The following is a 12,836-nucleotide window of genomic DNA, read 5'->3' as shown; positions in this document are numbered from 1 at the left end:
GTTCAATCCCCGGCGGAGACGTTTGATCATGGTAACCAGTAATGAGTCTGAACTGATAATAAGAACTTTCCAGTTGAAAGATGAGGACGAGGTCGTCGTTTTATGGGAAAAATGCGACTTGGTGCGCCCCTGGAACGATCCGCGCAAGGATATTCATCGCAAACTTAAAGTCGATCCTGATTTATTTCTGGTGGGAGAGTGGCGTGGACATCCGGCGGCGACGGTAATGGGCGGCTACGAGGGGCATCGCGGCTGGGTGAATTACCTGGCGGTGGACCCTCAACATCAGGGTTCGGGCTGGGGGCGCGCATTGATGGATGAGCTGCAGAGGCGTTTGCTGGCGCTGGGGTGTCCGAAAATAAACTTACAGATTCGTAAGGATAATCTGGCCGCCATCGGGTTTTATACTGCCCTGGGCTATTTGGAGGATCAGTCCATCAGCATGGGCAAGCGGTTGATCCCGGACTGATTCATCGCCCTGCGGATGACGCGGATATACGCTATTGCTCCCCGCGTCGGCATATTGCAGGATGGACGACAAAGAACTCTGGAAATAATCCACATGAAAAAACTGTTTTTACCGATATTGGTTTTGATGTCTCTGTTGAGTGGTTGTGCGGCGTTATCGCCTTTCAGCATCAGCGAGGCCACACTGGAAAGTTACATGCAGGAGCAGGTGAGTCGCTATGACCGCCAGCAACTGGAATCCGGATCGCCACTGTCATTGGCGCTGGATAAAGTGGATGTCACCCTGGGGCCGGAAGGCCGTGATGTAGCGGTGTTGGAGCTGAACGGAGAAGTCGCGGTCAACGCGCTGATGGCGAAACTGCCGGTGGGCGTTTTCCTGAAAGTAGAGGGCGCGCCCTATTACAACAGCCAGGAGAAAGCAGTGTATATCCGTCGCCTGCGCTTGCTGGACAGCCGTATCGACTCTCCTTACTTCAAGGGCGATTTCAAGCCTGTGACGGACAACGCCATGCGCTTCCTGGCGCAAATGCTGGAGACCATGCCAGTGTACCGCTTGGATGACGCTAACTTGGCGGGACAGTTCATGTCTCTGACCAATATGGATTTGAAAGTGGCGCCGGGCAAACTGGTGTTCGTACCTTCCGACAAGTAATTTCCCGACGGACTGGCCGCCCATGGCGGTCAGTCCATGATGGCTGTTTCCCCTTCCGCCTCGACATCATTCCATTGATGTAAATGACACACCTGCGGACAACAGCTTGGCAGGTATTTAAGCCACTCGGCGATAGTGAAAAACTTGATCTTCTCTCTCAACCACAGCACCCCGGGATCACGATCATGGCGGGCGTGCCAGATCATGGACACGGGGGTGGGGCGTATCTCCAGAGGCGGCTTGGTGACATGCAGTGATCCGCATTTGGCGCCTTTGGCGATCACCATATTGGGAACGACGGAAATCAGGTCGCTGCCTTCCAACAGCGCCGGCACAGAGGCGAAATGATTCACCGTCATCGCCACGCGACGACTCAACCCCTGCTGACTGAGCGTAATATCGACGAAACCGGTGGCTTCTCCTGTTAAAGACACCAGCAAATGATCCGCCTTCAGATATTTCTCTAGGGTCAGCGGTTCTGCCGCCAATGGATGGTCTTTGCGCATGGCGCACACATAATCGCTCTCAAACAGAAAATCGTTGCGGAACGAAGTGCGGAACTCCTGCATCACGCCCACGATAATATCCACTTCACCGTTGGTCAGGATACTTTCCGAGTTATTGCCGTTGGCGGGAACCGCATGCAGATCAATGTTCGGCGCTTCCGTCTCCACCATTCTGCGCATGGGCAGCCAGATCAGATCTGTCGTGATGTCGCTCATGCCCACGCGGAAGCGTCTGCGAGTCGACGATGGGTCGAAATCCTGCGGGTTGACGGCGTCCTTCAGTTGAATCAATGGGCCGCTCACCTGGTGCCATAGACTGAGCGCGTGGGTGGTGGGCTGGATGCCGCGCCCGTTTTTCACGAACAAGGGATCGTTCCAGACCTGACGCATACGCGCCACCGCATTGGACACCGCGGGCTGGGTCATGGAAAGCCGCTCCGCCGCGCCGCTAATGGAATTCTCGGTCATGATGGCGTCGAAAATAACGAGCAAATTCAAATCTATATTACGCATATCGAGCCTTCATATAAAAATTAATGATGTATCGAATATCAAATATAAATTAGACGATATCAATGATTGCGAACAGAATGCAAGCATCGCAAAAAACCTGAGGCGCTAACGGAGCTACTGACAGCAGGTTGTCAGTAGAGGCCGGTTATTGTGCGCCTGTCAGTCAAAGGAGCTTGTCATGAAATTTTCCAGATTTCTCATTCTATACGGAGCGGCAGTGTCGGCGGCAGTCCTGTTGAGCGCCTGCCAGCCCGCTGAACCTCCACAACAGCAAGGCCACGCTATGGCGCCGCCAATGGTGGACGTCGCCACCGTGCTGAACGAGCCCGTTACGGAATGGGACGAATTCACCGGTCGCCTGGAGGCGACGCAAACAGTTGAGTTGCGCCCGCGGGTGTCAGGTTACATCGATAAGGTGACCTTCGAAGAAGGCGCGCAAGTCAACAAAGGCGATCTGCTGTTTGAAATCGATCCTCGCTCTTTTCAGGCGGAAGTGAATCGCTTGAACGCTGACCTGGCCAGCGCCGAGGCGCGCCTGGAACTTGCCGATCGCGACATGAAGCGGGCGCAAAGCCTGAAAAAACAGAACGCGATTTCCGTAGAGCAGGTGGACAGCCGCGAGAGCCAGTTGAGTCAGGCTCGCGCCCAGGTGCAGTCTACTCGGGCTGCGCTTGAATCGGCCAAGTTGAATCTGAGCTTCACCAAAGTGACGGCGCCAATATCCGGTCGCGTCTCCCGCGCTGTGATTACTGAAGGCAACTATGTGCAGGCTGGTCAGAGCCTGCTGACAACATTGGTGTCTACGGACAAGGTTTACGCCTATTTCGACGCTGATGAGCGCACGTATCTGAAATACCGCGATCAGGTCGCCCGGGGTGATCGTCCCAGCGCCCGTGACGGCGATAACCCTGCGCTGATGAGTCTGGCGAACGAGCAGGACTATTCTCATACCGGCTACATCGACTTCCTGGATAACCGGGTAAATCCGGAGACTGGAACTATTCGTGGACGGGCGGTGTTCGATAACCAGAACGATGAATTCACGCCGGGTCTGTTCGCTCGCGTCAGAATTATCGCCAGTGGCCGTCATGAAGGCATCTTGATCAACGATCGCGCCATCAATACGGACCTGAGCAACAAATTCGTGCTGGTGCTCGGCGAAGATAACAAGGTGACCTACCGTCCGGTGGAGCTGGGCCCGAAAGTGGATGGCCTGCGTCTGATCCGCAAGGGGCTGCAACCTGGCGAGAAAATCGTGGTGAATGGGCTGCAACGGGTGCGTCCCGGTGCTGAAGTGACGCCGCAGGAAACCGCCATGGCGGAGCCCGCTGCGCTGGAGCGTTTCTACGCGCAACAACAGATCGTGGAAAAATATTTGACGGAGCAGGCCCGTCTGGAAGCGGCGCAAGCGGCCGCCCCGGCGAAAGCCTCTCCCAACGCCGCACTGGAACAGCCTCGCGGCTAAAGGTAAGCAGTTATGAATCTGTCGCAATATTTCATCCATCGGCCCATATTGGCCGGCGTGTTGTCGATAATGATATTTATCGCCGGCGCATTGGCGGTGTTCGAGCTGCCTATTACGGAATATCCCGAAGTGGTTCCGCCCACGGTGGTGGTGAACGCCACCTATCCCGGCGCCAACCCCAAGGTGATCGCTGAAACTGTCGCCTCGCCGTTGGAGCAAGAGATCAACGGCGTGGAGAACATGCTCTATATGTCTTCCCAGGCGTCTTCTGACGGCCGCATGGCATTGACGGTGACCTTCGCCTTGGGCACAGACCTGGACGAAGCGCAGGTGGACGTGCAGAACCGCGTCAGCCGCGCTTTGCCGCGCCTGCCCAATGAAGTACAGCGTCTAGGCGTGACGACGGAGAAATCCTCGCCGGACCTGACCATGGTTGTGCACATGGTGTCGCCGGATAACCGTTATGACACGCTCTACCTGGCGAACTACGCCACCTTGAACGTGAAAGACGCGCTGTCGCGGATTGAAGGCGTGGGCGCAGTACGTGTGTTCGGCGCCGGAGATTACTCTCTGCGCATCTGGCTGGACCCGGAAAAAGTGGCTGCGTTGAATCTGACCACCAGCGACGTGCTGCAAGCCATTCGTGAACAGAACCGCGCGGTGGCGGCGGGCACCCTGGCGGCTCCGCCATCTCCCAGCGCCAGTGATTTCCAGTTGCTGATCAACGTGAAAGGCCGCCTGGAATCCACGGAAGAGTTTGAAAACATCATTGTCCGCGTCGGCCCGAATGGGGAAATGACCCGTTTGAAAGACGTCGGCCGCGTGGAGCTGGGTTCCAGCACCTATGCATTGCGCTCTTTGCTGAACAACAAGCCCGCTGCGGCGTTGCCGATATTCCAGCGCCCTGGCTCCAACGCCATTGAGATTTCCGACAACGTGCGCGCCACCATGGCGGAATTGAAGAAGTCGTTTCCGGAAGGCGTGGACTACTCCATCGTTTACGATCCTACGGTTTTCGTAAAAGGCTCCATCAAAGCGGTGGTGCAAACCCTGCTGGAAGCCATTCTGCTGGTGGTTATCGTTGTGGTGTTGTTCCTGCAGACCTGGCGCGCCTCGATTATCCCATTGGTGGCGGTGCCGGTATCCCTGGTGGGCACCTTTGCAGTGATGTATCTGTTCGGTTTCTCTCTGAACGCGCTGTCCTTGTTTGGACTGGTGTTGGCCATCGGCATCGTGGTGGATGACGCCATCGTGGTAGTGGAAAACGTCGAGCGTAATATCGAGCTGGGCATGACGCCGGTGGACGCCACCAAGCAGGCCATGAAAGAAGTGACCGGTCCGATTATCGCAACCTCTCTGGTGTTGAGCGCGGTGTTTATTCCTACTGCGTTTATTTCTGGATTGACCGGCCAGTTTTATAAACAGTTTGCGTTGACCATTGCGATTTCCACGATCATTTCGACCATCAACTCCCTGACCCTGAGTCCGGCGTTATCTGCAGTGCTGCTGAAGCCGCATGGCGCCAAGAAAGATCTGCTGAGCCGCATGATCGACGGCCTGCTTGGACGCTGGTTGTTCGCGCCTTTCAACAAGTTCTTTGCGAAGGCCTCCAATGCCTATACCTGGGGCGTGAAGCGCATCATTCGTGGCGGCCTGGTGATCCTGGTGGTGTACGGCGGTCTGATCGGCCTGACCTATCATCAGTTCCAGACCACGCCCGTGGGCTTCGTGCCGCAGCAGGACAAGCAGTATCTGGTGTCCTTCGCGCAGTTGCCGGACGCGGCCTCGCTGGATCGTACGGAAGACGTGATTCGGGAAATGTCCGCCATCGCGCTGAAGCATCCCGGCGTGGAATCCGCTGTCGCGTTCCCTGGTTTGTCCGTGAACGGTTTTGTGAACGCCCCTAACAGCGGCATCGTATTCGTGACGCTGAAGCCCTTCGAAGAACGTAAGGACCCCTCTCTGTCCGCAGGCGCTATCGCAGGACAGTTGAACGGCGAATACAGCGCCATCAAGGAAGCTTTTGTGGCGATATTCCCGCCGCCTCCGGTCATGGGGCTGGGCACCATCGGCGGTTTCCGCCTGCAGGTCGAAGATCGCGCCAGCATGGGCTACAACGAGCTGTATGCGCAAACCCAGAATATCGTGCAGAAAGCCTGGGCGACTCCTGGACTGACTGGCCTGTTCAGCAGCTTCCAGGTCAATGTGCCGCAGATCGACGTAGACGTGGATCGCGAGAAAGCCAAGTCGCACAACGTGTCTCTGAACGACGTGTTCGAAACCATGCAGGTCTACATGGGCTCGCTGTATGTGAACGACTACAACCAGTTCGGTCGCACCTATCAGGTGAATGTGCAGGCGGAGGATGACTTCCGTCAGGAAGCGGATCAGATCAGCCGCTTGAAAGTGCGCAACGGCCAGGGCGACATGATTCCTATCGGTTCCTTTGTGAACGTCACTCATACGGCGGGTCCGGATCGGGTCATGCACTACAACGGATACCCCACCGCGGAAATCAATGGCGCGCCGGCGCCGGGCTACAGCTCCGGTCAGGCCCAGGCGGCGATTGAAAAGCTGCTCAAAGACGAGTTGCCCAACGGCATGACCTTTGAGTGGACCGAGCTGACCTATCAGCAGATTCTGGCGGGCAACACGGCAATATTCGTCTTCCCGCTGGTTGTTCTGCTGGTCTTCCTGGTGCTGGCGGCGCAGTACGAAAGCTGGTCGTTGCCATTGGCGATTATTCTGATCGTACCGATGACGTTGTTGTCAGCCATGACCGGGGTGATTCTGTCCGGCGGCGATAACAATATCTTCACCCAGATTGGACTTATCGTGCTGGTGGGACTGGCGACCAAAAACGCGATTCTGATCGTGGAGTTCGCCAAGGAGCGTCAGGATGCGGGTCTCAGTCTGATGGACGCCATTCTGGAAGCCTGTCGCCTGCGTCTGCGTCCGATTCTGATGACGTCTCTGGCGTTCATCATGGGCGTGGCTCCATTGGTGTACTCCAGCGGCGCTGGCGCGGAAATGCGTCACGCCATGGGCGTTGCGGTGTTCTCCGGCATGATCGGGGTAACGATCTTTGGATTGTTGCTGACGCCGTTGTTCTATCACCTGATTCGTCGCTGGGTGAAAAAGCGCGATCCACAGGACGCAGCGCAAGGGGAGGCGGCTCATGCGTAAGGCGAAGTTTTTCCTGGTCTCCGCGCTGACTCTGGCTATGGCGGGATGCATGACAGTGGGGCCTGATTATCAGGCTCCGGAACAGCCTGCGGCGCAATTGCAGACGTTTAATCAGCAGCAGTTCGACTTCCAGCGTATGGAGGAAAACTGGTGGGGACAATTCAACGATCCCCGTATTGAGAAACTGGTGGATCTCGCCCTTGCTGACAACCATGACATCGCCAAGGCGCGGGCCAATGTGAAGGCGGCATACGCTGCCTTTGACGACAGTCGCGACGACCGCTTTCCGAAAGGCGGCGTGGGCGCCGAATACAGCGCTTCGCGCGCCAAGTCGGCGCCGACTTTCTCTGACGCGGCCAAGGTGGAGCAGTATTCCGCTGGAGGCAACCTGAGCTGGAATCTGGACTTCTTCGGCCGCGTGACGCGGTTGATCGAAGCGGCGGAGGCGGAAGCGCTGTCCAGCGACGCGGCGTTACGCAATGTGCAGGTGGAGATCATCGCCGAAGTCGTCCGCGTCTACGCGGACTTGCGCGGCGCCCAGGCGCAGATTCAAGTGGCGCAGCGCAATCTGGAGAATCTGAAATCCGTCGTGGATCTGACGGAAGCCAAGTACAAGACGGGCGTCGGCGCAGAGCTGGATGTGGTGCGTAGTAAGGCGCAGTATGCCGGCGCTCAAGCCACTCTGGCTCCATTAGAGGCGCGTATCGCCCGTGATGAATATCGGCTGGCGGTGCTGACTGGCTCCGAGCCCGGCAAGCTGGCGATGGACTTGAGTTATCAGCCCATTCCCCAGGTGGCCACGGCGCTGGCTATTGGCGACCCCGCGACCTTGTTGCGTCGCCGTCCTGACGTGCGCGTCGCTGAACGGCGTTTGGCGTCGGCCACCGCCCGAGTTGGCGTGGCGACGGCGGACCTGTTTCCCAAGGTGGAGATGACGGGTTTCCTGGGCTTTATTTCCGGCTCCGGCAGTGAACTGCTGAAATCCTCCTCCGGCGCTTGGTCCGTGGCGCCCAGCCTGAACTGGGCGGTGCTGGATTGGGCTTCCCTGAAGGCGCGGGTGCGAGTGGCCGAGGCGCAGAACGAAGCGGCTTTGGAAGACTATCAACAGACAGTGCTGAGGGCTTTGGAAGACGCACAGCTCAGCTTTGTTAATTATCATCAGAGCCAACAGCGTTATCTGCACTTGCAGGCGCAGGTGGAGAGCAGCGCGCGGGCTCAGGAAATCGCCCAGGCGCAATACAAGGAAGGCTTTATCGACCTGCTGGTGTTGCTGGACACGGAGCGCACCCGTCTGGCGGCGGAAGACGCAGCCATGCAGGCGGAGACGGATATCATGAAAGGCGTTGTGGAAATTTACCGCTCTTTGGGCGGCGGCTGGGAAGCGCCGGCGGATAATGTCGCCGCGACCGGCTCGGAGGCGTTCACACGAGGCTAGCCCCCTGTTTTCTGCGGCCATCTGATGTCGTCGCGCGCTTTGCGGTCCTTTTTGCGATCTCATGACAAGCGCAAGGAGCACGACACTGACGGCGGATGGTCGCAGATCCTTTTTCTAATTCTGGAAAACCACTATCAGTTTTTTTTCATGTGGAACACCTCCACACGATTCCTGCCTTGATCTTTGGCCTGCTGCAAGGCCACTTCCGCTTGTTTGAAAAGCTGCTCGAACGGCGTATCGCACTCTCCGATACACAGCCCGATAGACGCGGTGACGCGTACTTCCGGATCGCCATCCTCGGGCCCGGTGAAAACCATGTCGGCTATGGATTCGATGAGGCGTCCAGCGATCTGCATGCCGACCTTATCATTGGCCTGACTGAGGAAAATGGCGAATTCTTCGCCGGCGATACGTCCAAACACATCGTATTCACGCAACGCGTCCCGGGTCATTTCCGCGATGCGGCGCAATATTGCGTCACCCACCGGATAGCCATAGTTGTCGTTGACCTTTGTGAAATGGTCCATGTCCAGCAGCATCAGCGTCATGGGCGCACCGGTGCGCCAGCAGCGATTCGCCTCCGCTTCCGCCGCTTCGAAAAAGCCGCGATAGTTGGAGACATGCGTGAGTTCATCCGTCATCGCCATATGGCGTAACTTCTGGTTGGCGTGATTGATGCGGCCTTCCAGTTGCTTCTGCGCGGTGAGATCGCGGGCGCGCACCAGCATGCGGCCCTGTTTGTCGATCTGTTCCGAGAATAAGAACCAGCGACCGCCGCTGATCTCCACCTCATAGCTGCGGAACTGGCGCGTGCGACGTAATTCCTGTGCGTATCGCAACCACCCCTCAAGATCGTCGGACTCAATGTGAATCCCTTGCCGGGTGTCGTAGCAACGTTCCGCCAGACGACGAAAGCTGAAACCGGCGAGAAAGTCGCATTCAGCATTGAAAAGCCGGGCGAAAGCGGCGTTGCAGTACTCAAGAAGATCCTGGTCGTTGAAGAGGGCGTAAGCTTCGTCGCTGCTTTCTATAAAAGCGAACAGCGTATGCGCCAGATCGTTGACTTCGCTGGACATGAATAAAGGCTCCACAGCGGGTGCAAAAAATAAGTTGGAATAAGGCCTTGCGCGCTTTCCGCCGTTGATGCCGGCGCGACGCAATGCGGCGCATCAAAAATAACGCCTATTAATTAAGTAGCATACTTTTCAGGATTATTCCGCCGCAGGACGCGGCGGAGCAGGTTCAGCCCAGCTTGTATTCGATCTCGGCGGAGACGCTGGGGGCGTTGGAGCGGCTGCCCAGGGTCACCATGGTGCGATTATCGAAAGCGTGGGTCCACAAGGATAAGTCATTGGGCACGTAGACGGGACGGGTGAACTTAAAGGACGCCTGGCGAATCTCACGTTCATTCTGATTGCTCAGATAGCCCATGATTTTGCCGACGGAATACATGCCATGCACTATCGGTTTCTTCATGCCGCACAGACGCGCGGTCCACTGGTACAGGTGGATCGGATTGAAGTCGCCGGACAGTCGCGCATAACGGCGAATATCGGCGCTGCCGAAATAGAAGGTCGTCTGCGGAGCCGCGTCGGAAAACGGCGTGCGTGGTCCGTTACGGGCGGGGCGATGATTGCCAGGGCGTTTGCTCAGGTAATGATTGACCATTTCCACCGCCACCTGACCGCGGGTCCAGATTTCCGTCGTCACCGTGAAGCTTTGTCCATGCGCGCATTCTTCCTGACCGGATAAATACGCGCGTACAGTCAATCGGTCCTGGGCGCATACTGGAAAACGCTGGATAAACTTGACGCCCAGGTGCACCAGACCCAGCAGTTTGAGAGGGAATTCCGGCCGGGTCAGCAGGGTCAGCTGGGGTTTTTGGGTAAAAACATACAGAAACGGTAGGGGCGCGCGTTCAGTTTGTCGGTATTGCGGACTAAACTCAAAGAAGTGCAGATATTTTTCCAGATGGCTGCGGCAAAGAGTGATATCGAAAACCTCAACGCATAATTCGGGCAGGCGAGTGTAGGTCAGCTCCCGCTTTAGCAAGGTCTTTGCGTAAAGCGTCAGTAAATCAGGGAGTTGGGGTTCGGTGTAGCTTACTACGTGCATAACTGTTCTCTTCTCGCCGCCGGCCGGTGGTCGAATGCGCTCATTCGTGACATCCCGGTTGTCTGTTATAAAGTTGTCTGTTGTAAATATGTAACCGTTTGTAAAGTTGCTATATAAATAGATTAAAAAAGAATCAGCTACAATAGGCTTTTGGGTTGGTAGGGTCGGCCGAAAGGATGATAAGGCGCTATTATCATTGCGGAGAAAAGGCCAAATGAGACTGTCAGTATTGGTGTTTAGTGGGCTGCTCGCGCTACTGATGCAGCCGTCAGCGGCGGAAATGTCGCTGGTGCTGGCTTCACAGGAGGACTTCAAGCCATATGAATGGCGCGATGGCGATCAGGTCAAAGGCCTGGACGTGGATATCGTCGAAGAAATGGCGCGTCGTTTGGGCTGGAAGGTCGATATCAAGCTCTATCCCTGGAAAAGAGTGCTGCATGAGGTGGCGGCGGGGTCCATTGATGGCGGCTTCTCCGCTTTTCGTACGCCGGAGCGGGAGGCGTATGCGATTTTTCTCGATCCGCCGATTCATCTGAGCACCTATTGCGTGTTTGTTAACCCGGAGCGGCCTATCGTTTTTTACAGCCTGGAGGATTTGGACGGCAAGGTACTGGGCAAGAATCTGGGTTTTTCCATCAATCCTGAGTTTGATCATGCGCAAAAACGGGGACGCTTTGAGGTGATCGAGAAGAGCATGAGCCATAATCTGCGTCTGCTTGCCGCGCAGCGCATCGACGCTGTGATTGGTAATGCCCTGGAAGTGGACTACATGGCGCGGGAACTGGGCCTGGAAGAGAAGATAGAAGGGCTGCCGACAAAAGTCGCATCGGATACCCCCGCCCATTTGATTATCTCCAGAAAATCGCCGCTGGCCAAAGATCCGGAATTGCTCAAGCTGATGGAAGAGACCCTGCGGCATATGCTGGAAGACGGCACTTACGCCGCCTTGCTGAAGAAGTATCAATAATCCTGACGACGCTTCGTCTGGTGCTTATTCCGGTTTGCTGATTTGCTTTTTGCCGGTGACCATGGCGGCGATAAGATTTTCTTTGCCAAAGCGTGAATACAGGCTCACCGCAGCGATGTGAATAAGCATGAGCGCCATTAATGCGTTGGCCAAGCCCTCGTGAATCTCCTCCAGCCAGTCTTCGCCCCAAAAGGCGTCGAGGCTCATCATCCAGCCGCTGACCGCCAGCGCAGCCACCAGGAACATGAGCGCCAGAATCATCAGGCCGCCCATCGGATTGTGGCCTACCGTTTCGGTGGGCTTTCCGGACAGGAGTGCGCCTACATAGTTTTTAAGCCGTGTCGGCGTAGGAAAAAAAGACCGAAAGCGCGCGTAGGGCGTCCCTATAAAACCCCATAAGACTCTGATCGCAATCGCGCCTCCGGCGTAATAACCGACCCATTCGTGCCAGGAACTTCCGTCCTCCAGTACCCACAGATTCAGAATGCACGCTGTGGCTAACGTCCAGTGAAATAAGCGGACCAGAGGGTCCCAGACACGAACGGTTTGCATGGGAAACTCCTTAATCTATTTCAGTTTTGACAGCTTCGCCGTTAACCGGGTTGAAGTAGATCTCCACTTTCTGACCCTGATTGTTCCAGCCGTAGATTTCATAGCAGCCGGTGTCTGTCTCTTTGAACTTCTTGATCTTGTAACCCTGGTCCAGCAGCGACTGTTTGAAAACGTCCTGATCCTGCCAGGCGGACTTGGGCTCTGTGGTGCAGGTAGGGTCTGCGAACGCGGTGGCTGCGGTCAGACTCAGAGCGGCGGCGAATAAGGCGATTGAGATTGATTTCATAAATCTGTTCCTTGTGTGAATGTCTTGTTTAACGACAAGGAGCAGATTAAGGGGCGAAGCTTAAGGTAGGCTTAAGTCAATGCACGATAAAGAAAATATTTTTTGTTGGGCTTATTGAGGCAGCGACAGGCCCATCAGCGTCACGCTGTAGAGCGCGCCGTCCATTTCTGCGACATTGGGTAATTCTCCCCAACATTGAAAGCCGTGCTTGCGAAACAAGGCGAGACTGGGCGCATTGTGGGAGAAAATCACTCCGACGAGCGCCGTCACGCCAAGTTGCGGCGCCAATGCTATCGCGTGACTCAGAAGGCGGGCGCCCATGCCTTTGCCGCGCTGCTCCGGCGCCAGATAGATGCTCAGTTCCGCCGTGTGTCGATATGCAGGACGAGAATGATAGGGCTCGAAGCTGATCCAGCCCAGAATTTGGCCCGCTCGTTCCGCCACCAGCAAGGGACGTTCTTCGGTATGTCGCAAAAACCAGTCCTGGCGACTCGCTGCGGAAACCTCTTCAGTATCCGCCGTGACTTGTCTGGAAGCGACTGTGGAATTATAGATATCGACAACGGCTTGCAGGTCCGCCTCTTGTGCGGGATGTAACTGGAAATCCTCAAAGACGGCGTTAAGCATGTGAGGTCCTTAACCATGAGATGTGTGAAACGCCCAGCCGTTATAGCGCAAAACGTTATTTTCG

Annotated in this window: 12 protein-coding genes; 6 read left to right on the top strand and 6 right to left on the bottom strand. The window is 56.2% G+C overall.

All coding sequences use genetic code 11. The features are described 5' to 3' along the window. The first annotated feature begins 28 nt into the window (after nucleotides 1–28). Nucleotides 29–469 carry a GNAT family acetyltransferase gene (locus ACQYWX_RS30215; RefSeq protein WP_431687391.1) on the top strand — a complete coding sequence of 147 codons (441 nt, stop codon included), beginning with the start codon at nucleotides 29–31 and terminating at the stop codon, nucleotides 467–469. Nucleotides 470–562: 93 nt separating this feature from the next. Continuing rightward, the gene (locus tag ACQYWX_RS30210; protein WP_127974268.1) at nucleotides 563–1,120 is read left to right on the top strand and encodes a DUF1439 domain-containing protein; all 558 of its coding nucleotides are present in this window, start codon (nucleotides 563–565) and stop codon (nucleotides 1,118–1,120) included. Nucleotides 1,121–1,149: 29 nt separating this feature from the next. Here the strand turns inward: ACQYWX_RS30210 and ACQYWX_RS30205 are convergent, their stop codons facing one another. Beyond that, nucleotides 1,150–2,139 (bottom strand): LysR family transcriptional regulator, encoded by a 990-nt coding sequence (locus tag ACQYWX_RS30205; protein WP_431687390.1) that lies wholly within the window; start codon nucleotides 2,137–2,139, stop codon nucleotides 1,150–1,152. A 178-nt stretch (nucleotides 2,140–2,317) separates the two neighbouring features. Between ACQYWX_RS30205 and ACQYWX_RS30200 the strand changes: the two genes are divergently transcribed. From ACQYWX_RS30200 to ACQYWX_RS30190, 3 genes are read left to right on the top strand one after another with little or no spacing between them, the layout of a single operon-like run. Next, entirely contained in the window at nucleotides 2,318–3,604 is a 1,287-nt protein-coding gene (locus ACQYWX_RS30200) for an efflux RND transporter periplasmic adaptor subunit (protein WP_431687389.1), read from the top strand. A 12-nt stretch (nucleotides 3,605–3,616) separates the two neighbouring features. Continuing rightward, nucleotides 3,617–6,790 carry an efflux RND transporter permease subunit gene (locus ACQYWX_RS30195; RefSeq protein ID WP_431687388.1) on the top strand — a complete coding sequence of 1,058 codons (3,174 nt, stop codon included), beginning with the start codon at nucleotides 3,617–3,619 and terminating at the stop codon, nucleotides 6,788–6,790. Next, entirely contained in the window at nucleotides 6,783–8,225 is a 1,443-nt protein-coding gene (locus ACQYWX_RS30190) for an efflux transporter outer membrane subunit (protein ID WP_431687387.1), read from the top strand. The genes ACQYWX_RS30195 and ACQYWX_RS30190 overlap by 8 nt, the downstream gene beginning before the upstream one ends. A 134-nt stretch (nucleotides 8,226–8,359) precedes the next feature. Here ACQYWX_RS30190 and ACQYWX_RS30185 read toward each other — a convergent pair whose 3' ends face one another. Then, nucleotides 8,360–9,301, bottom strand: a complete 942-nt coding sequence (locus tag ACQYWX_RS30185; protein WP_431687386.1) for a GGDEF domain-containing protein — start codon at nucleotides 9,299–9,301, stop codon at nucleotides 8,360–8,362. A gap of 166 nt (nucleotides 9,302–9,467) precedes the next feature. After that, complete coding sequence (locus ACQYWX_RS30180; protein ID WP_216736638.1) at nucleotides 9,468–10,340, bottom strand: MaoC/PaaZ C-terminal domain-containing protein; 873 nt, start codon at nucleotides 10,338–10,340, stop codon at nucleotides 9,468–9,470. Between the two features lie 214 nt (nucleotides 10,341–10,554). Between ACQYWX_RS30180 and ACQYWX_RS30175 the strand changes: the two genes are divergently transcribed. Beyond that, complete coding sequence (locus ACQYWX_RS30175; RefSeq protein ID WP_431687385.1) at nucleotides 10,555–11,307, top strand: substrate-binding periplasmic protein; 753 nt, start codon at nucleotides 10,555–10,557, stop codon at nucleotides 11,305–11,307. 24 nt (nucleotides 11,308–11,331) lie between these two features. Here the strand turns inward: ACQYWX_RS30175 and ACQYWX_RS30170 are convergent, their stop codons facing one another. The 3 genes from ACQYWX_RS30170 to ACQYWX_RS30160 all read right to left on the bottom strand — a co-directional run bounded on the left by ACQYWX_RS30170 (nucleotide 11,332) and on the right by ACQYWX_RS30160 (nucleotide 12,772). After that, nucleotides 11,332–11,859: a cytochrome b/b6 domain-containing protein gene (locus tag ACQYWX_RS30170; protein ID WP_216736636.1), complete on the bottom strand. Its 528-nt coding sequence runs from the start codon at nucleotides 11,857–11,859 to the stop codon at nucleotides 11,332–11,334. Nucleotides 11,860–11,869: 10 nt separating this feature from the next. Then, the gene (locus ACQYWX_RS30165; protein ID WP_431687384.1) at nucleotides 11,870–12,145 is read right to left on the bottom strand and encodes a PepSY domain-containing protein; all 276 of its coding nucleotides are present in this window, start codon (nucleotides 12,143–12,145) and stop codon (nucleotides 11,870–11,872) included. Nucleotides 12,146–12,256: 111 nt separating this feature from the next. Continuing rightward, nucleotides 12,257–12,772 (bottom strand): N-acetyltransferase family protein, encoded by a 516-nt coding sequence (locus ACQYWX_RS30160; RefSeq protein WP_431687383.1) that lies wholly within the window; start codon nucleotides 12,770–12,772, stop codon nucleotides 12,257–12,259. Nucleotides 12,773–12,836: the final 64 nt, after the last annotated feature.

This window comes from Hahella sp. NBU794 (assembly GCF_050749805.1).
In the GTDB taxonomy this organism is placed as follows: Bacteria; Pseudomonadota; Gammaproteobacteria; order Pseudomonadales; family Oleiphilaceae; genus Hahella.
Note: the sequence above shows the minus strand (reverse complement) of the source record. Positions and strands in the feature narration are given on the sequence as shown.

Coding starts and splice junctions, on each gene's coding strand:
- ACQYWX_RS30215 (WP_431687391.1), top strand. CDS start 29: ATGGTAACCAGTAATGAGTCTGAACTGATAATAAGAACTTTCCAGTTG.
- ACQYWX_RS30210 (WP_127974268.1), top strand. CDS start 563: ATGAAAAAACTGTTTTTACCGATATTGGTTTTGATGTCTCTGTTGAGT.
- ACQYWX_RS30205 (WP_431687390.1), bottom strand. CDS start 2,139: ATGCGTAATATAGATTTGAATTTGCTCGTTATTTTCGACGCCATCATG.
- ACQYWX_RS30200 (WP_431687389.1), top strand. CDS start 2,318: ATGAAATTTTCCAGATTTCTCATTCTATACGGAGCGGCAGTGTCGGCG.
- ACQYWX_RS30195 (WP_431687388.1), top strand. CDS start 3,617: ATGAATCTGTCGCAATATTTCATCCATCGGCCCATATTGGCCGGCGTG.
- ACQYWX_RS30190 (WP_431687387.1), top strand. CDS start 6,783: ATGCGTAAGGCGAAGTTTTTCCTGGTCTCCGCGCTGACTCTGGCTATG.
- ACQYWX_RS30185 (WP_431687386.1), bottom strand. CDS start 9,301: ATGTCCAGCGAAGTCAACGATCTGGCGCATACGCTGTTCGCTTTTATA.
- ACQYWX_RS30180 (WP_216736638.1), bottom strand. CDS start 10,340: ATGCACGTAGTAAGCTACACCGAACCCCAACTCCCTGATTTACTGACG.
- ACQYWX_RS30175 (WP_431687385.1), top strand. CDS start 10,555: ATGAGACTGTCAGTATTGGTGTTTAGTGGGCTGCTCGCGCTACTGATG.
- ACQYWX_RS30170 (WP_216736636.1), bottom strand. CDS start 11,859: ATGCAAACCGTTCGTGTCTGGGACCCTCTGGTCCGCTTATTTCACTGG.
- ACQYWX_RS30165 (WP_431687384.1), bottom strand. CDS start 12,145: ATGAAATCAATCTCAATCGCCTTATTCGCCGCCGCTCTGAGTCTGACC.
- ACQYWX_RS30160 (WP_431687383.1), bottom strand. CDS start 12,772: ATGCTTAACGCCGTCTTTGAGGATTTCCAGTTACATCCCGCACAAGAG.